The organism is Streptomyces lancefieldiae (assembly GCF_031845825.1).
GTDB lineage: Bacteria > Actinomycetota > Actinomycetes > Streptomycetales > Streptomycetaceae > Streptomyces > Streptomyces lancefieldiae.
Genome location: NZ_JAVRFH010000061.1, coordinates 16,139 through 38,719, shown reverse-complemented (window position 1 = coordinate 38,719; position 22,581 = coordinate 16,139). Strand labels below are relative to the sequence as shown.

At 71.7% G+C, this 22,581-nt stretch carries 19 protein-coding genes; 9 read left to right on the top strand and 10 right to left on the bottom strand.

The genetic code is table 11. From position 1 onward, the window contains the following. Nucleotides 1-1,130 (bottom strand): mechanosensitive ion channel family protein (locus RM812_RS35410; RefSeq protein ID WP_311582738.1); only part of this gene is annotated, 1,130 nt, incomplete at its 3' end. A 107-nt stretch (nt 1,131-1,237) separates the two neighbouring features. Here RM812_RS35410 and RM812_RS35405 point away from each other — a divergent pair. Continuing rightward, entirely contained in the window at nt 1,238-1,861 is a 624-nt protein-coding gene (locus RM812_RS35405) for a dienelactone hydrolase family protein (RefSeq protein ID WP_311582735.1), read from the top strand. On the opposite strand, the gene RM812_RS35400 is transcribed toward RM812_RS35405, so the two are convergent. The 4 genes from RM812_RS35400 to RM812_RS35385 form a co-directional block, all read right to left on the bottom strand. Further along, on the bottom strand, nt 1,846-3,534 hold the full coding sequence (locus RM812_RS35400; RefSeq protein WP_311582731.1) for an alkaline phosphatase D family protein: 1,689 nt from the start codon (nt 3,532-3,534) through the stop codon (nt 1,846-1,848). The two genes, RM812_RS35405 and RM812_RS35400, sit on opposite strands and share 16 nt — an antisense overlap. 130 nt (nt 3,535-3,664) lie before the next feature. Next, on the bottom strand, nt 3,665-4,465 hold the full coding sequence (locus RM812_RS35395) for a DsbA family protein (protein WP_311582729.1): 801 nt from the start codon (nt 4,463-4,465) through the stop codon (nt 3,665-3,667). A gap of 75 nt (nt 4,466-4,540) precedes the next feature. Next, nucleotides 4,541-5,248 carry a hypothetical protein gene (locus tag RM812_RS35390; protein WP_311582725.1) on the bottom strand — a complete coding sequence of 236 codons (708 nt, stop codon included), beginning with the start codon at nt 5,246-5,248 and terminating at the stop codon, nt 4,541-4,543. Between the two features lie 69 nt (nt 5,249-5,317). Then, nucleotides 5,318-6,658, bottom strand: a complete 1,341-nt coding sequence (locus RM812_RS35385) for a DUF2252 domain-containing protein (protein WP_311582722.1) — start codon at nt 6,656-6,658, stop codon at nt 5,318-5,320. Nucleotides 6,659-6,942: 284 nt separating this feature from the next. On the opposite strand from RM812_RS35385, the gene dnaE reads away from it, so the two are divergent. Further along, entirely contained in the window at nt 6,943-10,482 is a 3,540-nt protein-coding gene (dnaE, locus tag RM812_RS35380; RefSeq protein WP_311582719.1) for a DNA polymerase III subunit alpha, read from the top strand. A 94-nt stretch (nt 10,483-10,576) separates the two neighbouring features. Here the strand turns inward: dnaE and RM812_RS35375 are convergent, their stop codons facing one another. Continuing rightward, a complete protein-coding gene (locus RM812_RS35375; protein ID WP_311582715.1) occupies nt 10,577-10,741 on the bottom strand; it encodes a hypothetical protein in 165 nt (54 codons plus the stop codon). A gap of 224 nt (nt 10,742-10,965) precedes the next feature. Between RM812_RS35375 and RM812_RS35370 the strand changes: the two genes are divergently transcribed. The 4 genes from RM812_RS35370 to RM812_RS35355 all read left to right on the top strand — a co-directional run bounded on the left by RM812_RS35370 (nt 10,966) and on the right by RM812_RS35355 (nt 14,950). Beyond that, complete coding sequence (locus tag RM812_RS35370; RefSeq protein ID WP_311582711.1) at nt 10,966-12,180, top strand: NYN domain-containing protein; 1,215 nt, start codon at nt 10,966-10,968, stop codon at nt 12,178-12,180. Between the two features lie 121 nt (nt 12,181-12,301). After that, on the top strand, nt 12,302-13,276 hold the full coding sequence (locus RM812_RS35365) for an ABC transporter ATP-binding protein (RefSeq protein WP_311582707.1): 975 nt from the start codon (nt 12,302-12,304) through the stop codon (nt 13,274-13,276). Between the two features lie 89 nt (nt 13,277-13,365). Continuing rightward, complete coding sequence (locus tag RM812_RS35360) at nt 13,366-14,190, top strand: ABC transporter permease (RefSeq protein ID WP_311582702.1); 825 nt, start codon at nt 13,366-13,368, stop codon at nt 14,188-14,190. A 34-nt stretch (nt 14,191-14,224) separates the two neighbouring features. Further along, a complete protein-coding gene (locus tag RM812_RS35355; RefSeq protein WP_311582698.1) occupies nt 14,225-14,950 on the top strand; it encodes an AAA family ATPase in 726 nt (241 codons plus the stop codon). 15 nt (nt 14,951-14,965) lie between these two features. Here the strand turns inward: RM812_RS35355 and ybaK are convergent, their stop codons facing one another. The 4 genes from ybaK to RM812_RS35335 all read right to left on the bottom strand — a co-directional run bounded on the left by ybaK (nt 14,966) and on the right by RM812_RS35335 (nt 19,345). Continuing rightward, nucleotides 14,966-15,469, bottom strand: a complete 504-nt coding sequence (gene ybaK, locus RM812_RS35350; RefSeq protein WP_311582689.1) for a Cys-tRNA(Pro) deacylase — start codon at nt 15,467-15,469, stop codon at nt 14,966-14,968. Nucleotides 15,470-15,515: 46 nt separating this feature from the next. Continuing rightward, complete coding sequence (locus RM812_RS35345) at nt 15,516-16,256, bottom strand: LON peptidase substrate-binding domain-containing protein (RefSeq protein WP_311582684.1); 741 nt, start codon at nt 16,254-16,256, stop codon at nt 15,516-15,518. 11 nt (nt 16,257-16,267) lie between these two features. Continuing rightward, entirely contained in the window at nt 16,268-17,296 is a 1,029-nt protein-coding gene (locus RM812_RS35340) for a hypothetical protein (RefSeq protein WP_311582747.1), read from the bottom strand. Between the two features lie 471 nt (nt 17,297-17,767). Then, on the bottom strand, nt 17,768-19,345 hold the full coding sequence (locus tag RM812_RS35335) for an oxidoreductase (protein WP_311582680.1): 1,578 nt from the start codon (nt 19,343-19,345) through the stop codon (nt 17,768-17,770). A gap of 199 nt (nt 19,346-19,544) precedes the next feature. On the opposite strand from RM812_RS35335, the gene hisD reads away from it, so the two are divergent. The 3 genes from hisD to hisB are packed head-to-tail and all read left to right on the top strand — an operon-like array spanning nt 19,545 to nt 22,581. Further along, nucleotides 19,545-20,870: a histidinol dehydrogenase gene (hisD, locus tag RM812_RS35330; RefSeq protein WP_311582675.1), complete on the top strand. Its 1,326-nt coding sequence runs from the start codon at nt 19,545-19,547 to the stop codon at nt 20,868-20,870. Continuing rightward, nucleotides 20,867-21,982, top strand: a complete 1,116-nt coding sequence (locus RM812_RS35325) for a histidinol-phosphate transaminase (RefSeq protein WP_311582670.1) — start codon at nt 20,867-20,869, stop codon at nt 21,980-21,982. Before hisD ends, RM812_RS35325 begins: the two co-directional genes overlap by 4 nt. Next, entirely contained in the window at nt 21,979-22,581 is a 603-nt protein-coding gene (gene hisB / locus RM812_RS35320; protein ID WP_311582665.1) for an imidazoleglycerol-phosphate dehydratase HisB, read from the top strand. Before RM812_RS35325 ends, hisB begins: the two co-directional genes overlap by 4 nt.

Sequence of the window (22,581 nt, the reverse complement as noted above, 5' to 3'; positions counted from 1 at the left end):
CACAGGCTCTTCGTCGGCTGCTCCGGGAAGCGGCGGGCGCCGTCGTCGGGGGAGCGACGGGGGCGGGGGCGGGGGAGGCCGTCGGGGGTCGGGCGCGGGGCCGCGTCCGCCGTGGTGACGCGGGGCAGGGCGTACGGGTGCTCGTCGGCGAGCCAGCGGATCATCCCCTCGCGGACCGCGACCCGTACCGTCCAGATGTCGTCCGCGTCCTTCGCGGTCACCAGTGCCCGCACCTGCATGGTGTTCGGGGTGCTGTCCGTGACGGTCAGGTTGTAGTCGCGGCCGTCCCAGGCCGGGCACTCGCGCAGGAGGTCACGCAGCCGCTCGCGCATCAGGTCCAGCGGTGCCGTGTGGTCGAGGTGCCAGTAGACGATCCCGGTCATCTGCGGGGTGCCGCGCGACCAGTTCTCGAACGGCTTGGACGTGAAGTACGACACCGGCATGGTGATCCGGCGCTCGTCCCACGTGCGCACGGTCAGGAACGTGAGCGTGATCTCCTCGACGGTGCCCCACTCGCCGTCCACCACGACCGTGTCGCCCATGCGCACCATGTCGCCGAAGGCGATCTGGAACCCGGCGAACATGTTGCTGAGCGTGGACTGCGCGGCGATGCCGGCCACGATGCCGAGCACACCGGCCGAGGCCAGCAGCGAGGCGCCCGCGGCGCGCATCGCCGGGAACGTCAGCAGCATCGACGAGACGGCGACCACGCCGACGACCGCCGAGACCACCCGCATGATCAGTGACACCTGGGTGCGCACCCGCCGCACCCGGGCCGGGTCGCGCCGGGCGTGGGCGTGGGCGTAGCGGGAGTACGACGTCTCGACGACCGCCGCGGCGATCCGGACCACCAGCCAGGCCACCGAGCCGATCAGCACCAGGGTCAGCAGCCGGCCGACCGCCGACCGGTGGTCCGGGAACACCTGCGCCTCGACGTACGAACCTCTCAGCAGCGCCGCGCACAGCATGGCCTGGTACGGGATGCGGGCGCGGCGCAGCAGCCCCCACAGGGGTGTCTCGGGGTGCCGTTCGTCGGCCTTGCGCAACAGCAGGTCGGTGGCCCATCCGACGACCAGGGTCAGCAGGACGGAGCCGCCGACCACGATCATCGGGCGGAGTATGGTCTCCATGCCCTCGAACGTAACCGCCCGCGCCGTGCCGTGAACCTGTGACTTCCGTCCCGCGCCCGGGGGTCGCCGCGCGCCGCGTTGTCGGACCCGGCTGGCACCATGGCCTCATGAACATCGTGCTCTTTCACTCGACCCTTGGCCCGAGGCCCGCGGTGCGGCAGGCCGCCGACCGGCTGCGCGACGCCGGGCACCAGGTGTGGACCCCGGACCTCTACGAGGGCCGGACCTTCGACACGGTCGAGGAGGGCATGGCCCACCAGGACGGCATCGGCCGGGAGGAGCTGTTGAAGCGGGCCGTGCTGGCCGCCGCCCCCTACTCGGAGCGCGGCCTGGTCTACGCCGGGTTCTCGCTCGGCGCCTCCATCGCCCAGACCCTCGCCCTCGGCGACCACCGGGCGCGTGGACTGCTCCTCCTGCACGGCACCTCGGACATCGCGCCCAACGCCTCGGTCGACGACCTGCCGGTCCAGCTGCACGTCGCCGAGCCGGACCCCTTCGAGACGGACGACTGGCTCAGCGCCTGGTACCTCCGGATGGGCCGGATCGGCGCGGACGTCGAGGTGCACCGGTACACCGGGGCCGGCCACCTCTACACCGACCCCGAGCTGCCGGACTACGACGAGGAGGCGGCCGAGGCCACCTGGCGGGTGGCGCTCGGCTTCCTCGACTCGCTCCAGGAGGAGGCGGCGTCTCGGACCGGGGAGCGGACCGGAGGTCAGACCGGGGCGTAGACGCGCTCGATCCGCTGCGTGCCGCTGCGCGTGCGGTACGAACGGGCCCACTGCGACGTGGCGTCCGGATCCGTGCGGTCGGAGACGACGTAGTAGTCCATCTGTGCCCGGTCCGCGGTGACGTCCAGCACGCCGTAGCCGTGCCGGTCGGTGTCGACCCAGTGGACGTGCCGGTTCGCGGCCCGGATGACCGGCGCCGCGATCGCGGAGACCGTCCCCTCGGGGACCTTCACGATGTCGTCGAGGTTGTCGGAGGTCACCGAGGTGACGACGAACTCGGTGGCGGCCGAGGCGGACAGCGGGTACGTACCGGCGTTGTGCGGCACGTCGTTGGCCCACGCCATGTGGATGTCGCCGGTGAGGAACACCGTGTTGCGGACGGCGTGTGCGCGCAGGTGCGCCAGCAGTTCGCGGCGGTCGTCCGTGTAGCCGTCCCACTGGTCGGTGTTGAGGGCGAGGCCCTCCTTCGGCAGACCCAGCAGCTCGGCGAGCGGCTTGAGCAACTCGGCGGAGAGCGAGCCGATCGCGAACGGCGAGATCATCACCGGGTTGCCGACCAGCCGCCACGTGGCGTCGGAGGACGTGAGCCCGGCCTTGAGCCAGTCGAGCTGGGCGCGGCCGGTGAGGGTGCGGTCCGGGTCGTCGACCTCGCCGTTGCCGAGCGCCGCCTGCCGCGAGCGGAAGGAGCGCAGGTCCAGCAGTGACAGGTCCGCCAGCTTGCCGAAGCGCAGTCGGCGGTAGGTCGTGCCGGTGATCGCCGGACGTACCGGCATCCACTCGAAGTAGGCCTGCTTGGCGGCGGCCTGACGAGTCGGCCAGGTGCCCTCCGCGCCCTCGGTGTGGTTCTCGGCACCGCCCGACCAGGTGTCGTTGGCGATCTCGTGGTCGTCCCAGATCGCCACGACGGGGGCCGCCGCGTGCAGCGCCTGCAGATCGGGGTCGGTCTTGTAGCGGGCGTGCCGGACGCGGTAGTCGGCGAGGGTGACGATCTCGTGGGCGGGCGCGTGCGGGCGGACGACGGTGTCGCGGGTGCCGTACTCGCCGGTGCCGTACTCGTAGATGTAGTCGCCCAGATGCAGCCAGGCGTCCAGGTCGCCCCGGGCCGCGAGATGGCGGTAAGCCGAGAAGTGCCCGGCCTCCCAGTTGGCGCAGGAGACCACGCCGAAGCGCAGGCCCGTGACGGCCGCGTCGGTCGCGGGGGCGGTGCGGGTGCGGGCGGCGGGGGAGACGGTGGCGCCGGCGGAGAAGCGGAACCAGTAGTCCGTGGCCGGTGCCAGGCCCCGGACGTCGGCCTTGACGGTGTGGTCGGAGGCGGCCGTCGCGGTGAGGGACCCTTCGGCGACGATGTTCGTGAAGGCCCTGTCCGTGGCGACGACCCAGCCCACCTCGGTGTCCGGGCCGGCTCCGGAGCCCGGTATCGCCTCGGGCGTCGGGGTCACCCGCGTCCACAGCAGGACGCCGTCGGGCAGCGGATCACCGGAGGCGACGCCGTGCAGGAAGGCGGGGGCGACGCCGGCGGCACCGGCGGGCAGCGCCGCGGCGAGCGGGGCGGCCAGGACGGCGCCGGCCGCCGCGGCCTTGACGACCGTACGGCGGCTCGGAGTTCGGAGGTCAGCGCGCTCGGCGAACGACGACGGGAAGGCGCTCTCGGTTGATCTGTCTCGACTGGTCACGGCCGATCAGGTTACTGATCGGTATGCGCGCGAGCGGGCGAACTCGCGAAAGTTCGCCCGCTCGTTCGCCGGGCTTCCGCGCGGCGTCACCCCGAGACGGGGTCACGCGCGGACGGCGGTCAGGCGGCGATCACTTGGTGACGCCCGCGTCCTTGAGCGCCTTGTCCCACTCGGCGGCCGTGCTCGGGGTCTCGATCACCTTGTCGTTGATCTTGATGGTCGGGGTCGACTGGACGCCGTCGGCGTCGTCGAAGGACTTGCTCATCTTCATCGCCCAGGCGTCGTAGGTGCCCTTCTCCACGGCGTCCTGGAACTTCTTGTTGTTCTTCAGGGCGTCGACCGTGTTCGCCACCTTGATCAGGTAGTCGTCCTTGGCGAACTCGTCGGTCGACTCCTCGGGGTGGTGCTCGGCGGAGTACAGCGCGGTCTTGTAGTCGAGGAACGCTTCGGGACCGACGTTCAGCGCGGCGCCGAGCGCGCTCAGCGCGTTCTTCGAACCCTCGCCGCTCAGGTTGCCGTCGAGGAAGGTGCCGATGGTGAAGGAGAGCTTGTAGGTGCCGTCCTCCATGCCCTTGTTGACGGTCTCGCCGATGCTCTGCTCGAAGGCGGCGCAGCCCGGGCAGCGCGGGTCCTCGTAGAGGTGCACGACGTTGTCGGTCTTGGAGTCGCCGAGGACGACCGTGGTGCCGTTCTTGCCCGAGGTGTTGGCCGGGGCCACCACCTTCGCCTCGGCGGCCTTGTCCCAGCCCGTGGGCTTGTTGCTCTGCACGACGGCGTAGCTGATGCCGCCGGCTATCGCCAGCACGCCGACGACGGAGCAGGCCACGATGACCTGCCGCTTGGCCTTGTCGCGCTTGGCCTGGCGCTCGCGCTCCTCGCGCAGGCGCTCACGGGCCGCCGTCTTCGCCGCCTGGCTGTTCCGCTTGCTCATGGTGATGATCTCTCCGGGGACGCGCACACGGGGGTGTGCGGAAACGTTGGGGGGACTGCTGTGCTCGCTGACGGGTCACACGAAGGCGAGCGAGCACGGCGGTCCGCGCCGTCCCAGACAGTGCGTGAGGACCAGCTCGCGGGCACCGGCGGAGCGGCGCACCACAGGCGCCGGGCGGTCGACCGAGGGAGCCCGGCGTACGGTCACGGCCGCGACGGCGAGCAGCAGCGGCCGGAAGGTGGTCGCGGCCACCGCGCTCAGCAGCTGGGCCAGCGCGCGCTCGCCGCGCCGCAGCCAGGCCGCCGCCAGCAGGCCGACGCCGATGTGCGCGCCGAGCAGCAGCCAGGCGGTCGCCGGGCCGGCGTCGGCGAGCACGCCCGCCAGCCGGTCCGTCTCGGCGCCGGTCACCCGGGTCAGCGGGGCGGCCACGCCGGCGTGCACGCCGGTTCCGTCGCCGCACAGCACGTCGAGGCCGACGGCGCGCAGCGGGCCCCCGACCGGGCCGCCCGTCCTGCCGTAGCAGACGTGCTGGCCGGTGGTGAAGACCGTGTCGGCGGCCAGCTCCAGCGGGATCAGCAGGGCGGCGATCCGCCCGAAGCCGCGCTCGCGCCGCCCGGCCAGGGCGTACGCGATCAGGAACACGGCGGCGGCCACCGCGCCCACCGTGCTCAGCGGCAGCGGGACCCCGGACAGCAGCACGTGCGACGCGGTGCTGAGCGTCACGACGAGTGCCGTGAACAGCGCCGCGCGCACGGCTCTGAGCGGGGTTCCGGATATGTCCATAGCGAGAGAAGAGTCTGTCACGGGTCCCGGTAAGAGACCCCTAAAGGGTTTCTGTGAGAGAGCCGACCGTCACAGACCGGGGATCCGGCCGTTGCGGAACAGGTCGACGAAGGTCTGGTGGTCGGCACGCGCGCGTGCGCCGTACCGGTGCGCGAAGTCGACCAGCAGGGGCGCGAAACCCTCCTCGTCGGCCGCGATCGCCGCGTCGATGGCGCGCTCGGTGGAGAACGGCACCAGGGACTCCCCGGACTGGTCGTCCGCCGCCCCGTGCATCGTCGCCGTGGCCCGGCCCAGGTCGGCGACGACCTCGGCGATCTCCTCCGGGTCGTCGATGTCGCCCCAGTCGAGGTCCACGGCGTACGGCGACACCTCCGCCACCAGCTGGCCCGAGCCGTCCAGCTCGGTCCAGCCCAGCCACGGGTCGGCGTGCGCCTGGAGGGCGCGCTGGGAGATGACCGTGCGATGGCCCTCGTGCTGGAAGTAGTCGCTGATCGCCTGGTCGGTGACGTGCCGGGAGACCGCCGGGGTCTGGGCCTGCTTGATGTAGATCACGACGTCGTTCTCCAGGGCGTCGCTGTTGCCCTCCAGGAGGATGTTGTACGAGGGCAGGCCGGCCGATCCGATGCCGATGCCCCGACGGCCGACGACGTCCTTCACCCGGTAGGAGTCCGGGCGGGTCAGGGACGACTCCGGGAGCGTCTCCAGGTAGCCGTCGAAGGCGGCGAGCACCTTGTAGCGCGTGGCCGCGTCCAGCTCGACGGAGCCGCCGCCGGAGGCGAAGCGGCGCTCGAAGTCGCGGATCTCCGTCATCGAGTCCAGCAGGCCGAAACGGGTCAGGGAGCGGGCGACGCGCAGCGCGCCCAGCAGCGGTCCCTCCGCGGTGTCCAGCGTGAACGGCGGCACCTCGTCGCTCTTGGCGCCGGTGGCCAGGGCGTGGATCCGCTCGCGGTACGCGTCCGCGTACACCCGCACCAGCTCGGTGATCTGCTCGTCGCTGAGCGCCTTCGCGTACCCGATCAGCGCGACGGAGGCGGCGAAGCGCTTGAGGTCCCAGGTGAAGGGGCCGACGTAGGCCTCGTCGAAGTCGTTGACGTTGAAGATCAGCCGGCCGGTGGAGTCCATGTACGTGCCGAAGTTCTCCGCGTGCAGATCGCCGTGGATCCACACCCGCGAGGTCCGGTCGTCCAGGTACGGGCCGCCGCGCTGCGACCCGAACTCCGGATCGGTGGTCAAATCGTGGTAAAAGAGGCATGCCGTGCCACGGTAGAACGCGAAGGCCGAGGCCGCCATCTTCCGGAACTTCACGCGGAACGCCGCCGGGTCCGCGGCCAGCAGCTGGCCGAAGGCGGTGTCGAAGACGGCGAGGATCTCCTCGCCGCGGTGCTCTTCGTTGAGCTGCGGTGCCGACATGCCTGGTGCCTCCTGGTGCGGGTGGTGCCTGACGGGTGGAGCGGATCTCCACTCGGGCCAACGTTCGAAGAAGTGCGGGAGTGCCCGCGTCCGGGGCCCGCCCGGCAGGCGGGCCCGCACCCCGAAGGTACGCGCGCGGCGCCTCGGAGTGTCGGTCGCGAGGCATAGACTTCGACGCTGACCCCCCGGACTGTCCGCAGCCCGCCGCCCATAGCCCTCCCGTCGCCCGACCACCGCCCCTCAACGAGGCGCTTCGCGCCAAAGCCCTGATTTGGAGGCCGAACGTGTCCAAGCCGCCGTTCACGCACCTGCACGTCCACACCCAGTACTCGCTGCTGGACGGTGCCGCGCGGCTGAAGGACATGTTCAACGCCTGCAATGAGATGGGCATGACGCACATCGCCATGTCCGACCACGGCAACCTGCACGGGGCCTACGACTTCTTCCACTCCGCGAAGAAGGCCGGAATCACCCCGATCATCGGCATCGAGGCGTATGTGGCCCCCGAGTCGCGCCGCAACAAGCGCAAGATCCAGTGGGGCCAGCCGCACCAGAAGCGGGACGACGTCTCCGGTTCGGGTGGTTACACCCACAAGACGATGTGGGCGACCAACAAGACGGGGCTGCACAACCTCTTCCGCCTCTCCTCCGACGCGTACGCCGAGGGCTGGCTGCAGAAGTGGCCCCGGATGGACAAGGAGACCATCTCCCAGTGGTCCGAGGGGATCGTCGCCTCCACCGGCTGCCCCTCCGGCGAGGTGCAGACCCGGCTGCGCCTCGGCCACTTCGACGAGGCACTCAAGGCCGCCGCCGACTACCAGGACATCTTCGGCAAGGACCGCTACTTCCTGGAGCTGATGGACCACGGCATCGACATCGAGCACCGGGTCCGCGACGGTCTGCTGGAGATCGGGAAGAAGCTCGGCATCCCGCCGCTGGTGACGAACGACTCGCACTACACGTACGCGCACGAGGCGACCGCCCACGACGCCCTGCTGTGCATCCAGACCGGCAAGAACCTCTCCGACCCGGACCGCTTCCGCTTCGACGGCACCGGCTACTACCTGAAGTCCACGGACGAGATGTACGCCATCGACTCCTCGGACGCCTGGCAGGAGGGCTGCGCCAACACGCTCCTGGTCGCGGAGATGGTCGACACCGACGGCATGTTCGAGAAGCGCGACCTCATGCCGAAGTTCGACATCCCCGAGGGCTACACCGAGATCACCTGGTTCCAGGAGGAGGTCCGCCGCGGCATGGAGCGCCGCTTCCCCGGCGGCGTCCCCGAGGACCGCCAGAAGCAGGCCGAGTACGAGATGGACGTCATCATCCAGATGGGGTTCCCGGGCTACTTCCTCGTGGTCGCCGACTTCATCATGTGGGCCAAGAACCAGGGCATCGCGGTCGGCCCCGGCCGAGGCTCCGCGGCCGGTTCGATCGTGGCGTACGCCATGGGCATCACCGACCTCGACCCGATCCCGCACGGCCTGATCTTCGAGCGGTTCCTCAACCCCGAGCGCGTCTCCATGCCCGACGTCGACATCGACTTCGACGAGCGCCGGCGCGTCGAGGTGATCAGGTACGTGACGGAGAAGTACGGCGCCGACAAGGTCGCCATGATCGGCACGTACGGCAAGATCAAGGCGAAGAACGCCATCAAGGACTCCGCGCGCGTGCTGGGCTACCCGTACGCGATGGGCGACCGGCTCACCAAGGCCATGCCCGCCGACGTCCTCGGCAAGGGCATCGACCTCAACGGCATCACGGACCCGACCCACCCGCGGTACAGCGAGGCCGGCGAGATCCGCTCGATGTACGAGAACGAGCCGGACGTGAAGAAGGTCATCGACACCGCGAAGGGCGTCGAGGGCCTGGTGCGGCAGATGGGCGTGCACGCCGCCGGCGTGATCATGTCCAGCGAGCCCATCGTCGACCACGCCCCCATCTGGGTGCGGCACACCGACGGCGTGACCATCACGCAGTGGGACTACCCGCAGTGCGAGTCGCTCGGCCTGCTGAAGATGGACTTCCTCGGCCTGCGCAACCTCACGATCATGGACGACGCCGTCAAGATGGTGAAGTCCAACAAGGGCGTCGACCTCGACCTGCTGTCGCTGCCGCTGGACGACCCCACGACCTTCGACCTGCTCCAGCGCGGCGACACGCTCGGCGTCTTCCAGTTCGACGGCGGCCCGATGCGCTCGCTGCTGCGGCTGATGAAGCCCGACAACTTCGAGGACATCTCCGCCGTCTCCGCGCTCTACCGTCCCGGCCCCATGGGCATGGACTCGCACACCAACTACGCGCTGCGCAAGAACGGCCTCCAGGAGATCACGCCGATCCACAAGGAGCTGGAGGAACCCCTCCAGGAGGTCCTGGCGGTCACCTACGGCCTGATCGTCTACCAGGAGCAGGTGCAGAAGGCCGCCCAGATCATCGCGGGCTACTCACTCGGCGAAGCCGACATCCTGCGCCGCGTGATGGGCAAGAAGAAGCCCGAGGAACTGGCGAAGAACTTCGTCCTCTTCCAGGCCGGCGCCCGCAAGAAGGGCTACAGCGACGAGGCCATCCAGGCGCTGTGGGACGTGCTGGTCCCGTTCGCCGGCTACGCCTTCAACAAGGCGCACTCGGCCGCGTACGGCCTGGTCTCGTACTGGACGGCGTACCTCAAGGCGAACCACCCCGCCGAGTACATGGCCGCGCTGCTCACCTCGGTCAAGGACGACAAGGACAAGTCGGCGGTCTACCTCAACGAGTGCCGCCGCATGGGCATCAAGGTGCTCCCGCCCAACGTCAACGAGTCCATGTCGAACTTCGCCGCGCAGGGCGACGACGTGATCCTCTTCGGCCTCTCCGCCGTCCGCAACGTGGGCACCAACGTCGTCGAGTCGATCATCAGGTGCCGCAAGGCCAAGGGGAAGTACCTCTCCTTCCCCGACTACCTGGACAAGGTGGAGGCGGTCGTCTGCAACAAGCGGACGACGGAGTCGCTGATCAAGGCCGGCGCCTTCGACGAGTTGGGCCACACCCGCAAGGGCCTCACCGCGCAGTACGAGCCGATGATCGACAACGTGGTCGCGGTCAAGCGCAAGGAGGCCGAGGGCCAGTTCGACCTCTTCGGCGGCATGGGCGAGGAGCAGAACGACGAGCCCGGCTTCGGACTCGACGTCACCTTCAGCGACGACGAGTGGGACAAGACCTATCTGCTCGCCCAGGAGCGGGAGATGCTCGGTCTGTACGTCTCCGACCACCCGCTCTTCGGGCTGGAGCACGTGCTGTCCGACAAGGCCGACGCGGGCATCTCCCAGCTCACCGGCGGCGACTTCGGTGACGGTGCGGTCGTCACCATCGGCGGCATCATCTCCGGCCTCCAGCGCAAGATGACCAAGCAGGGCAACGCCTGGGCCATCGCCACCGTCGAGGACCTGGCCGGCTCCATCGAGTGCATGTTCTTCCCGGCGACGTACCAGCTGGTGTCCACCCAACTCGTCGAGGACGCCGTGGTGTTCGTCAAGGGCCGCCTCGACAAGCGGGAGGACGTGCCCCGGCTGGTCGCCATGGAGCTGATGATCCCGGACCTGTCCAACGCGGGCACCAACGCGCCCGTGGTCCTCACCATCCCGGCCACGCGGATCACTCCGCCGATGGTCAGCCGCCTCGGCGAGATCCTCACGCACCACCGGGGCGACAGCGAGGTGCGGATCAAGCTCCAGGGGCCGACGAAGACGACGGTGCTGCGCCTGGACCGGCACCGGGTGAAGCCCGACCCCGCTCTCTTCGGCGACCTGAAGGTGCTGCTCGGGCCGTCCTGCCTGGCTGGCTGAGCGGGCGCGACGAGCGCGCGACGAGCGAGGGGCGCACCCGGTGCCGGGTGCGCCCCTCGTGTTCGCGGGGCCGCAACGGCCCGCTCCGCGGAGGTCAGTTGTGGCCGAAGCGCTTCTGCCGCTTGCGGGAGGCGACGTCGCCGGGCGTCATCTGGGGGGCGTGCTGCTCCTCGTGGCGCATCACGGGCGACTCGCCCGACTGCTGGGCACGTTCGGCCTGGGGCTGCTTACGATCACGATTGTTCTTGTTCTTGGCCATGGTGATCTACCTCCTGAGGGGGATCTAGGGGCCAGGGCCGGAACCAGATTCACATAAGCCGACAAAGAACGCATATCGTGCAATTACCGTGCGTGACACGGCTCATCGGGGTGCGGGGCGCCGAAACGCCACGCCGAAGATCGAGTTCGAGCCGTTAACCTCCGCGTGGTCGGGCAGACTCGAAGGAAGCCCGAAGCAAACCTCCCGGAAAGAGGGTGGATCGCGTGGACCGCTGCATCGTCCTGGTGGACGCCGGGTATCTGCTGGGGGCCGCCGCCAGTCTCCTTGCCGGGGAGCCCTCACGCTCGCGCATCACCGTCGATCACGCCGCCCTCATCCAGGGCCTGCGTGACCGAGCCGAGTCCGACACGCAGCAGCCGCTGCTGCGCATCTACTGGTTCGACGGCGCCCCCGACCGCGTCCCGCAGCCGGAACACCGCCGGCTGCGCGTGATGCCCCGGGTCACCGTCCGGCTCGGCGCGCTCACGCGCAGTGACGGACGCTGGGCCCAGAAGGGCGTGGACGCCGCCATGCACGCCGAGCTGACCGAACTGGCCCGCAACCGAGCCTGTTCCGACGTCGTCCTGGTGACCGGCGACGGCGACCTGCTGCCGGGCATGATGGCCGCCAAGGAGCACGGCGTCGCCGTCCACCTGTGGGCCGTGCAGGCCGCCGACGGCGACTACAACCAGTCCGAGGACCTGGTCGCCGAGGCCGACGAGCGACGCGTCCTGGACCGTGCGTGGATCACCAAGGCCGTACGCGCCAAGGAACTCGGCGGGATCTGCGCGCCACCGCCCGTGCCCCGCCCCGAGATCGCCGCGATCCTCTCCGCCCCGCTGCCCGAGTCCTCCCTCTCCGCGACCGCCGAACGGCGCGCCGAGGAGCCGGAGCACCCCACGGCGAACAGTGCCGCCCGCAACGGCACCGAGGAGCGCGTACCGCCCGCCAAGGGAGTCCCCACCCCCCAGGACGTCGCCTCCCTGCGCGCCCCCGGCGCCCACCCCGCCCCGCACCCCCCGACCGCCACCCTGCGCTGGTCCTCCGACAAGGGCTGGGTCGACCGGCCCGCCGCCGAGCCGTCCGAGGCCGCCTCGATGCCGACGCTGGCCCAGCTCACCACGGCCGAGCAGCGCTGGGCCGACCGCGAGGAGGACATCACCACGGTCGGCGGCGACCCGTACGAGGTCGGGCAGGTCTTCGCCCGCCGCTGGCTGGAACGCCTCGGCGACCACGGCCACCTGCAGAGACTCTCCGGGATGTACCCCCGCATCCCGCACCGCGTCGACGGCGAGCTGCTCCGCTACGCGGCCCGCTTCGGACTGCTGGCCCACAAGGACGACCAGATCGACGAGCACGACCGGTACGCGATCCGGGCCGGGTTCTGGCGCGAGATCGACGTCCGGACGGCCACCGAGCGCACCCCGGCGGCGGAGTGAGTCCCCTGGCTGAATGGACACTTATGGGCGGACCCGGGGGCGGGGCGGGAAGACGGACCCCGTAGTCTCGTCCCTTGTGAGTACGCGCGCGGCACAGGCACCTCGACCCGGTGGCACTGCCGTGTGCGCGGTGCGCGCACTGACCAAGACCTATCCGGCGGTACGCGGCCGGCGCGGCGTTCCCGCGACGCCCGAGGTGCGGGCCACCGACGACGTGACCCTGGACATCCGCCGCGGTGAGATCTTCGGCCTGCTCGGACCGAACGGCGCCGGCAAGTCCACCCTCGTACGGCAGCTCACCGGGCTGATGCGGCCCGACCACGGCAGCGTGCGGATCCTCGGGCACGACATCGTGCGCCACCCGGAGCGGGCCGCGCGGATCCTCGCCTACCTCGGCCAGGAGTCCAGCGCCCTGGACGAGCTGACCGTGTCGCTCGCCGCCGAGACCACCGGACGGCTGCGCGGCCTGGAGGCGCGGCAGGCGCGCGCCGAGCGGGACGCCGTCCTCGACGAACTGGGCCTGACCCCGATCGCCGCACGCCCGCTCAAGAAGCTCTCCGGCGGACAGCGCCGCCTGGCCTGCTTCGCCGCCGCCCTGGTGGGGGAGCGCCCGCTGCTCGTCCTGGACGAGCCGACCACCGGCATGGACCCGGTGGCCCGGCGCGCGGTGTGGGCCGCCGTCGACCGGCGGCGTGCCGAACGCGGCACGACCGTACTGCTGGTCACCCACAACGTCATCGAGGCCGAGACGGTCCTGGACCGGGTCGCCGTGCTGGACCGGGGGCGCGTGATCGCCTGCGACACGCCCTCCGGGCTCAAGGAGAAGGTCGCCGGAGAGGTCCGCGTCGACCTGGTGTGGCGTGAGACGGCACCGCTGAACGTTCCCGAGGTCGCCGCGCTGCGCGACCGTGCCGCCGAGTCGGGACGCCGCTGGACGCTGCGGCTCGCCCCCGAGGAGGCCCGCGCGGTCGTCGCCACCGTCACCGGTGGCGCCGCCTTCGCCGCCCTGGACGACTTCACCCTGGCCACGCCCAGCCTGGAGGACGTGTACCTGGCGCTGGGCGGCGCCGCACGGCAGGGACTGGTGAGGGCTTGAGCATCCGAACGGTGAGCACACCGGCCGCCGCGTCCGTACCCGTCAGGGCGACCGCTTCGAACGACCCTAGCGAAGGGGAGCAGCGCGACGTGAGTGTCGTACCCGCCGATGTCGTGCCGGGCGGCGACCTGGCCGTCGAGGAGCAGGACGCCGTCGGCGCGGCCGAGCTCGGGCCCAGGGCGCGGCTGTGGCCTTCCCTGGTGGCCGTCTACCGGGCGCAGCTCTCCCGGGCGCGGGTCGCGCGCATCCCGCTGCTGTTCGTGGCCACCTTCCAGTCGATCGGCATCATGATCCTGATGCGCGGTGTCGTGGACGGCGGTGGCGAGGCGCAGGCCGTGGTCGCCGGGTCGGCGGTGCTCGTGGTGGCGTTCGTCGCGCTGAACCTCCTCGCCCAGTACTTCGGCCAGCTGCGCGCGAGCGGCGGGCTCGACCACTACGCGACGCTGCCGGTGCCGCCCGCCGCGGTGGTACTGGGCGCCGCGGGCGCGTACGCGTCCTTCACGGTGCCGGGGACCGTGGTGACGGCCGTGTTCGGATGCCTGCTGTTCGGGCTGCCGATGACGCATCTGTGGGTGCTGGCGGCCGTGATCCCGCTGGCGGGCGCCGCGCTCGCCGGGCTGGGCGCGGCACTGGGCCTGCTGGCGCCGCGGCCGGAGTTCGCCACGCTCCTCGGCCAGCTGGGCATGTCGGCGGCGCTGCTGCTGGGCGTGCTGCCGGCCGAGCGGATGCCGGAGGCGGTCCGCCTGGCCCGGGACCTGCTGCCCTCGACGTACGGCGTGGAGGCCTTCGCGCGCACGTTCGGACAGCGGCCGGACTGGGCCTTCGTCCTCGGTGACCTCGCGGTGTGCGGCGTGGTCGGCGTACTCTCGCTGGCCGTCGCCACCTGGGCGTACCGCCGGGCCGCCGTCCGGTGACGCGCCGCACAGGCGGGTTTGGCACGATGGCGGTGTGACCGCACCTCTGACTCCACCACCGCCGCCGAACGGACACTCGTCGCACCAGGGCGGCCCGGTGCCGCCGCCCGTCGGTGCGCACGCGGTGGGCACCGCCTACGGCGCCCCGTACGACCACGGCGAACAGGACGGGCCCGGGATGTTGACCGAAGTGCGTCAGGCCGCCGTCATCGTGGTGGCGATGGCGCTCTCCGGTGTGCTGCTGGGCCTCCTGTGGTGGCGGCTGGCGCCGAGCGTGCCGCTGGTCGGTGACGTGATCGGCGACAACTGGGTGGTCTACCTCAAGGAGTCCGAGAGCGAGCAGGCGATCGGTGTGGACGGCACGTTCACGCTGCTCGCCCTGGCGTTCGGGGCGCTCAGCGCGCCGGCCGTCTTTCTGCTGCGGCGGCGCGGGGGAGTGCCGATGGTGGTGGCGCTGGGCGTCGGAGGGCTGCTCGGGTCGCTGCTGGCGTGGCGGGTCGGGGTGTGGCTGGGGCCCGCGCAGGACGTGCTCGCCCACGCGAAGGAGGTGGGCAAAGGGGTGACGTTCTCCGCGCCGCTCAAGCTGGGCGCGAAGGGCGCGTTGCTGGCGTGGCCGTTCGCGGCTCTGGCGGTCCACCTCGGTCTGACGGGGCTGTTCGGGCCCCGGGACCCGGATCCGTGGCCGGTGCACGGACAGCAGCCGCAGCAGCCGCAGCAGCCGCATGGGCCACAGGGACCCCACGGAGAGAAGTCGGCGTAGTCAGGGTGGCGAGGCTCACGCGCGGCCGACGGGAGCGAGGACCGCGTCCGTGAGCTTGGCCAGGTCGTCGGGGGAGAGCTCCACCTCCAGGCCGCGGCGGCCCGCCGAGACGCAGATCGTGGGGTGACCGGAGGCCGACGCGTCCAGGACCGTCCGGAGCCTCTTGCGCTGGCCGAGCGGGGAGATGCCGCCCCGCACATAGCCCGTGGTGCGCTCGGCAAGGGCCGGGTCGGCCATCGCCGCGCGCTTGCCGCCCACCGCGGCCGCCAGCGCCTTCAGGTCCAGCTGGCCCGCCACCGGGACCACCGCGACCGTCAGCGTCCCGTCGACGTCCGCCACCAGCGTCTTGAACACCCGCTCCGGGGAGACGCCCATCGCCTCGGCCGCCTCCTCGCCGTACGACGGGTGGGCGGGGTCGTGGTCGTAGGCGTGGACCGTGTACGTCACTCCGGCCGCGGTGAGGGCGACGGTCGCGGGGGTGCCGCCCGACTGCTGCTGCTTCTTCGACTTCTTCGCCATCCCGGCCAGTACCTCGGTTGGTCAGTGGGGATCGAGTGGGGATCGGTCAGTTGAGATTCATCGGGCCGCGCGTCAGTTCCGCCGCCGGCAACGACGGCAGCGTACGGATGATGGCCGTCTCGGAGCGAAGGAGTTTCAGTTCGTCCCGGAGGCGGGAGGCCGTGTCCGGGGCCTGAAGGAGACGCTGCTTCGTCGGCGTGTCCAGCATCATCGCGGCGGCGACCAGGTAGGAGGCCACACCCGGTTCGTCCGGCAGGTCGGCGCCCGTCGCCAGTGACCGCTCGCGTGCCCCCGCCAGCCGCTTCTGGTACTGCCGGAAGGACCGCAGCACACCTTCGGCCAGCGCCCCCGCCTCGTCGCCGGGGTCCTCGGTCAGCGGCTCCAGTTCGGCCGTCAGGAAGGGGCCCGAGGCCTCGACCGAGAGCAACCGCACCCGGGTCGTGCCGGTCGCCAGCACCTCGAAGGTGCCGTCGGCCCGCTCACGGATGGTCGCCGCGTCCGCGATGCAGCCCACCTTGTGGAACGCCTTGAGCAGGTCGGGGCCGAACCCGGCCGTCGGCCCGCGCTCGAGCGCCGCCGTCGGGTCGGGCAGGCCGGGCGCGGTCAGGGCCACCTCGTAGCCGTCGCGAATCGCCACGACGGCGAACCGGCGCGGTTCGTCCTCGGGGGTCTTCAGCAACTCGCGCATCATGGCGCGATAGCGCTCCTCGAAGATGTTGAGCGGGAGCACCAGCCCCGGGAACAGCACCGAGTTCAGGGGGAAGAGGGGGAGCCGGACGGTGGTCACGTCGCAGAAGCCTAATGGTCGCCGGAGTGGACGTGACCGGCGTGCCCATTTCGTGGATGACCTGAACCTGTCGTTCCGGGCCCGGAGACCGTCGCCGCACGGACATCCGCACGCACCTCGAGGAAGCGGCCGAGCGGATCGTCCGTGTCCCGGTCCCAGGGGAAGGACGTGACGTACGGGCCGGTCAGACGCAGCTGTTCCGCCGCGTCCTGAAGGCGCTCCAGCCGCACCAGGACGTACACCAGCAGATTCCGCAGCTCCGCCGGCCACGGGTCGGCGGAGGGATGTGCGGCCGACAGGGCGATGGCGCGGTCGGCCGCGCCGTCCAGCCGGGCCCGGTCCGCGCCCAGCGCTCCGCCCCCGCCGCGAGCGGTCAGGCACGCGAAGGCCGCCCGTACCGGCAGCGCCCGTACGAGCGCGTCCTCGGGGGCGTCCTGCGCGGCCGTCTCGGCGAAGTCCAGGCACTCGCGGTGGGCGCCGGGCGAGGCCGCCGCCAGGTACTCCAGGGCGGCGACATGACAGCCGTAGTGGTGCGGGGAACGGCGGACCGCCTGGGCCCACAGCCGCGCGAACTCGGCGTGCGGGGCGTGGGCGCCGCGCGCGGTGTCCAGCGCGGTGCGCCACGGCACGGGGTCGGGGCCGGCCGACGCGGCGGCGGCCGTGACCGAGGGACTCACCTGGCGGAGGAGTTCGGCGCGGGCGGGGGAGTCCCAGTGGCGGTCCACCGTCAGCCGGAGCGCGACCAGAAGGCCGTCGGGGTCGTCCGGGGCGGTGGTGCGCCAGTCCTCCAGCCACTCGGCACGCGAGCGCGCGAAGGCGGCGAGCCGGGTCGCGTAGCGGTCGCGGTGCTCCCACTCGGCGTTCTCGCGGGTGCGGGCGAGCAGGTCGGCGGCGGGACCGTGGTCGCCGCGGGCCGCCGCGACCAGGGCGGGGGCGAGGCGGTCGTCGGGGGCGTCGAGGAGCACGTCGTCGTCTTGGACGAGCCGGGACGTCCGGAGGCGGGCCGCAGCCCGGGTTTTCCGGAGGAACGCGCGCAGCATGGCCTGTACGACGGCCGACGGTTCGTGATGGTTGTGCGGCTCGGCTTCGCGTTCGGCCGTTCGTGTCCCCACCACCAGCAGCATGGCCTGACCTCGACGGTCGGGCACGGGCGGCCCCGGAGGGGTTCTGCACCGTCGACGGCTGCCGCCCCGTGTGCCGCTGGGTTTCCGGTGGCGGCGTTGCGGGGGGTTTCCGGGTCGGGGGCGGGTGGCTGTTGGTGGGGCTTTCGCGCCGTCGGCGGCTGGGGGGCGGTGTGCCGGCGGGTTTCTGGCGGCGGCGTCGCGGGTGGCTCTTGGTGGAGTCTTCGCGCCGTCGGTGGCTGTCGGCGGCGGGTGGGGTGGGCCCGGGCGAGGCGGCTCGCCGTCGGGGTGCGGGTTCGGCGTCGTCGGGCGTGGGGCGGTGGAGGGGGCTCGCCGTTGCCGGTGGTGGGGGCGTCGGCCCTCCGTCAGGACGGGGCCTTCTGTCAGGGATCAGTTGCGCCGCAGCAGTCGTGTCGCCCCCGCGGCCACCGTCGTCGCCAGTACCCAGCCCAGCAGGATCAGCGCCGTCGCCAGCCACTGCCAGGCGTCGCGCAGGTGCCAGAAGCCGGCCTGGCCCAGGTCGATGACCGGCAGCAGCAGGTCGAGGGCGAAGAGGGCGGGGTTCCAGTCCGGGTGCTCGCCGCTCTTGATCGGCGGCGGGTCGGCGCGCGCGAAGGCGAGCGAGCCCGCCGCCCACAGCACCGCCATCCACACCGCGGCCCGACCCGGCCGGTAACCGTAGGCGACCGTCCAGTCCTGCGCGTACCCCACCAGCTTCGCGGCGATCGGCAGGCTCTCCCGGCGCCGGCGGTGCTTGGCGAGCAGCACCTCGCGGGCGTCCTCGTCCTCGCCGCCGGCCCGCAGCACGGCGGCGAGGCGCTCGTACGGCTCCGGGTTGTACTCGGCGGTCGCCGCGCCCACCCACCGCAGTCGCTTCTCCAGCGGGAACGGTCCCCGCGGCACGAGGTTCTCGTAGGCGAAGCCGCCCATGTGCAGCCGGCCGGGGCCCGGCCAGCTGTCCGCCCGGTCCATCAGGTTGACTACCCGCGCCCCCGAGAGCACGACCCGCCCGCGCGCCGGCCGCTCGCCCAGGAACCGCAGCTCGGGCGTCTGCACCCGGCGCAGCGACAGCTCCTGCTCGTCGGTGAAGGTGAACCGGGCGTGCTCGAAGTCGACCGCGTCGCCGAACCGCCCGTCGTCCAGCCGCACCCCGCCCTCGCACTCGAACCGCTGTATCCGCGTCCCCTGCGCCGGAGTGGTGCCCCTCAGCAGCGGACTGCCCAGGCCCGCCGGCGTCAGGTACAGGGTGCGCTCCACTGCCAGCCGCGGCGCGTTCAGCGCGTGCCGCGTGTACGGGTTGAGCAGCCGGGCGCCGCGCAGGCTCAGCGAGACGCCGACCTGGGCGCTGCGCAGGCTCACCTCGCCGTACGACTCCAGCATCTCGGCCTGGAGGTCCTGCCCGACGGTCAGGCCGTCCGCGGCGATGGAACGGCCGCTGCGGTCCCGGTGCACGATCGCCTGGCTGAGCAGCAGGTCGGTGCCTATCTGCGCGTCGGTGAGCCGGATCCCGCCCCGGAACCGGCAGCGCGGCAGGTGCAGGTCGCCCTCGGTCTGCAGCCGGGCCGCCTCCAGCCGCGGCACCGAGCAGTCGACCATGCGGACGGTCGTGAAGCGGGACTCCGGCAGCAGGACCTCCCGCTCGAAGCGACAGCCCCGCAGCTCGACGTACGGCACCACCGTGCCGCCCGCGAGGTCCATGGTGTCGTTGATCTGGACGCCCACGAGCTGCAGCGAGGACACGCGGCCCGCGAGCGCCGGCGGACCGTCGAGAAGCAGCCAGCACACGATGCGGGCCCGCACCGTCCGCTCGGGTCCCCACGGGTGTCCGCCGTGCGGGTCGTCGACGAGCGCGTCCCCGCTGCTCAGGTCGTACACGCTGCCGTTGCGGAAGGCCTGCCACATGCCGGCCTCGGCGGTGGTCAGGTCGTCCGGCAGCTCTCCGTCACCCCGACGGGCCACCTCGGTCACGGCGCTTCACTCCCTCCCCACTTACTCGAGAGTCGCTCACTCTTCGTACAACCGTTCATGCCCACTGAGTGACCCACTGAACACTCAAAGTGAGGGGGATCTTCGCATCCCGCCGCCCGCCGTGACGACCCGTCGCGGTCCGTATCAGCCATTGATACGCGCGGACGGTACGCGACGCGGGTCTGAGAGAATTGGTTCCGTGATCTCCCGAATCGATCTGCGCGGCGACACCCTCCCCGAGGGCCCCGCCCTGCGCGACCTGCTGCCCCGAGCCGACTTCGACGTCTCGGTCGCCCTGGAGAAGGTGCGTCCGATCTGCGAGGCCGTGCATCATCGTGGCGACGCGGCGCTGATCGACTTCGCCGAGCAGTTCGACGGGGTCAGGCTCGACCAGGTGCGCGTTCCGGCCGCCGCGCTCACGCGCGCGCTGGAGGAGCTCGACCCGGCCGTGCGCGCGGCCCTCGAGGAGTCCATCCGCCGCGCCCGCCTCGTCCACCGCGAGCAGCGCCGCACCACCCACACCACGCAGGTCGTCCCCGGCGGCTCGGTCACCGAGAAGTGGGTGCCGGTCGAGCGGGTCGGTCTGTACGCGCCCGGTGGCCGCTCGGTCTACCCGTCGTCCGTGATCATGAACGTGGTGCCGGCCCAGGAGGCCGGCGTCGGGTCGATCGCGCTCGCCTCCCCGGCACAGGCCGAGTTCAACGGCCTGCCGCACCCGACGATCCTCGCCGCCTGCGCCCTGCTCGGTGTCGACGAGGTCTATGCGGCCGGTGGCGCCACCGCCGTCGCGATGTTCGCGTACGGCACCGAGTCCTGCCCGCCCGCCAACATGGTCACCGGCCCCGGCAACATCTGGGTCGCCGCCGCCAAGCGCTACTTCACCGGCCGGATCGGCATCGACGCCGAGGCCGGCCCGACCGAGATCGCCGTCCTGGCCGACTCCACGGCCGATCCGGTGCACGTCGCCTCCGACCTGATCAGCCAGGCCGAGCACGACCCGCTGGCGGCGGCCGTCCTGGTCACCGACTCCGTGGAGCTCGCGGACGCGGTGGACAAGGAGCTGGCACCCCAGGTCGAGGCCAGCAAGCACGTCGAGGACCGCATCCGTCCGGCGCTCGCCGGCCGCCAGTCCGCGATCGTCCTGGTCGACGGCCTCGACGAGGGCCTGCGCGTCGTCGACGCCTACGGTGCCGAGCACCTGGAGATCCAGACCGCCGACGCCACCGCCGTCGCCGACCGGGTCAAGAACGCCGGCGCGATCTTCGTCGGCCCCTGGGCACCCGTGTCCCTCGGCGACTACGCGGCCGGGTCCAACCACGTCCTGCCCACCGGTGGCTGCGCCTGCCACTCCTCGGGCCTGTCCGTGCAGTCCTTCCTGCGCGGCATCCACATCGTCGACTACACGCGCGACGCGCTGGCCGAGGTCGCGCACCACGTGGTGACGCTGGCGGAGGCGGAGGACCTGCCCGCGCACGGCGCGGCGATCAAGGCGAGGTTCGGGTGGAAGGTGCCGGAGAGCAAGTGAACTTCTCGATCGACGATCTCCCCGTACGGGACGAGCTGCGCGGCAAGTCCCCCTACGGCGCGCCCCAGCTGGACGTGCCGGTACGGCTGAACACCAACGAGAACCCCTACCCGCTGCCCGAGGCACTCGTCGAGCGGATCACCGAGCGGGTCCGCGAGGCCGCCCGCGACCTCAACCGCTACCCGGACCGGGACGCGGTCGAGCTGCGCACGAAGCTCGCCGAGTACCTGACGGAGACCACCGGACACGCCGTGGACGTGCGGAGCGTCTGGGCGGCCAACGGTTCCAACGAGGTCATCCAGCAGCTGCTGCAGGCCTTCGGCGGGCCGGGCCGCACCGCGATCGGATTCGAGCCGTCGTACTCGATGCACAGCCTCATCGCCCGCGGCACGGGCACGGGCTGGATCTCCGGCCCCCGTCACGACGACTTCACCATCGACGTGCCCGCCGCCGAGCGGGCCGTCGCCGAGCACCGCCCGGACGTCGTCTTCATCACCACCCCCAACAACCCCACCGGCAACGCCGTCCCGGCCGAGACGGTCCTCGCCCTCTACGAGGCCGCACAGGCCGCCAAGCCGTCGATGGTCGTCGTGGACGAGGCCTACGTCGAGTTCAGCCACGGCGCCTCCCTGCTGCCGCTGCTGGAGGGCCGGCCCCACCTGGTCGTCTCCCGCACGATGTCGAAGGCGTTCGGCGCGGCGGGTCTGCGCCTGGGCTACCTCGCCGCGCACCCGGCCGTCGTCGACGCCGTCCAGCTCGTACGGCTGCCGTACCACCTGTCGGCCGTCACCCAGGCGACCGCGCTGGCCGCCCTGGAGCACACCGGCACGCTGCTGAAGTACGTCGAGCAGCTCAAGGCCGAGCGGGACCGGCTGGTCGCCGAACTGCGCGCCATCGGCTACGAGGTGACCGAGTCCGACGCGAACTTCGTCCAGTTCGGGCGGTTCGCCGACGCGCACGCCACCTGGCAGAAGATCCTCGACCGGGGCGTCCTCGTCCGGGACAACGGCGTACCGGGATGGCTGAGGGTGACCGCCGGCACCCCGGCGGAGAACGACGCGTTCCTCGATGCGGTGCGCGAACTGAAGAAGGAACAGGAGCAGAGCGGATGACTCGCGAGGGACGCCTCGGAAGAATCGAGCGCACCACCAAGGAGACCTCGGTCCTCGTCGAGATCGACCTCGACGGCACCGGCAGGACCGACATCGCCACCGGCGTCGGCTTCTACGACCACATGCTCGACCAGCTCGGCCGGCACGGTCTGTTCGACCTGACCGTGAAGACCGACGGCGACCTGCACATCGACTCCCACCACACCATCGAGGACACCGCCCTCGCGCTGGGCGCCGCCTTCAAGCAGGCCCTCGGCGACAAGGTGGGCATCTACCGCTTCGGCAACTGCACGGTCCCGCTGGACGAGTCGCTCGCCCAGGTCACCGTCGACCTGTCCGGCCGCCCCTACCTCGTGCACACGGAGCCCGAGAAGATGGCGCCGATGATCGGCGAGTACGACACCACGATGACCCGGCACATCCTGGAGTCGTTCGTCGCGCAGGCGCAGATCGCGCTGCACGTGCACGTGCCGTACGGGCGCAACGCGCACCACATCGTGGAGTGCCAGTTCAAGGCGCTGGCCCGGGCCCTGCGCTACGCGTCCGAGCGTGACCCGCGCGCGGCCGGCATCCTGCCCTCCACGAAGGGCGCGCTGTAA

Bases quoted from the DNA above. Each gene is read 5' to 3' on its own strand.
- ybaK (WP_311582689.1), bottom strand. From the start codon at position 15,469: ATGGCGAAGAAGTCGAAGAAGCAGCAGCAGTCGGGCGGCACCCCCGCG.
- RM812_RS35395 (WP_311582729.1), bottom strand. From the start codon at position 4,465: ATGAGCAAGCGGAACAGCCAGGCGGCGAAGACGGCGGCCCGTGAGCGC.
- RM812_RS35340 (WP_311582747.1), bottom strand. From the start codon at position 17,296: ATGCTGCGCGCGTTCCTCCGGAAAACCCGGGCTGCGGCCCGCCTCCGG.
- RM812_RS35405 (WP_311582735.1), top strand. From the start codon at position 1,238: ATGAACATCGTGCTCTTTCACTCGACCCTTGGCCCGAGGCCCGCGGTG.
- hisB (WP_311582665.1), top strand. From the start codon at position 21,979: ATGACTCGCGAGGGACGCCTCGGAAGAATCGAGCGCACCACCAAGGAG.
- RM812_RS35390 (WP_311582725.1), bottom strand. From the start codon at position 5,248: ATGGACATATCCGGAACCCCGCTCAGAGCCGTGCGCGCGGCGCTGTTC.
- RM812_RS35375 (WP_311582715.1), bottom strand. From the start codon at position 10,741: ATGGCCAAGAACAAGAACAATCGTGATCGTAAGCAGCCCCAGGCCGAA.
- RM812_RS35385 (WP_311582722.1), bottom strand. From the start codon at position 6,658: ATGTCGGCACCGCAGCTCAACGAAGAGCACCGCGGCGAGGAGATCCTC.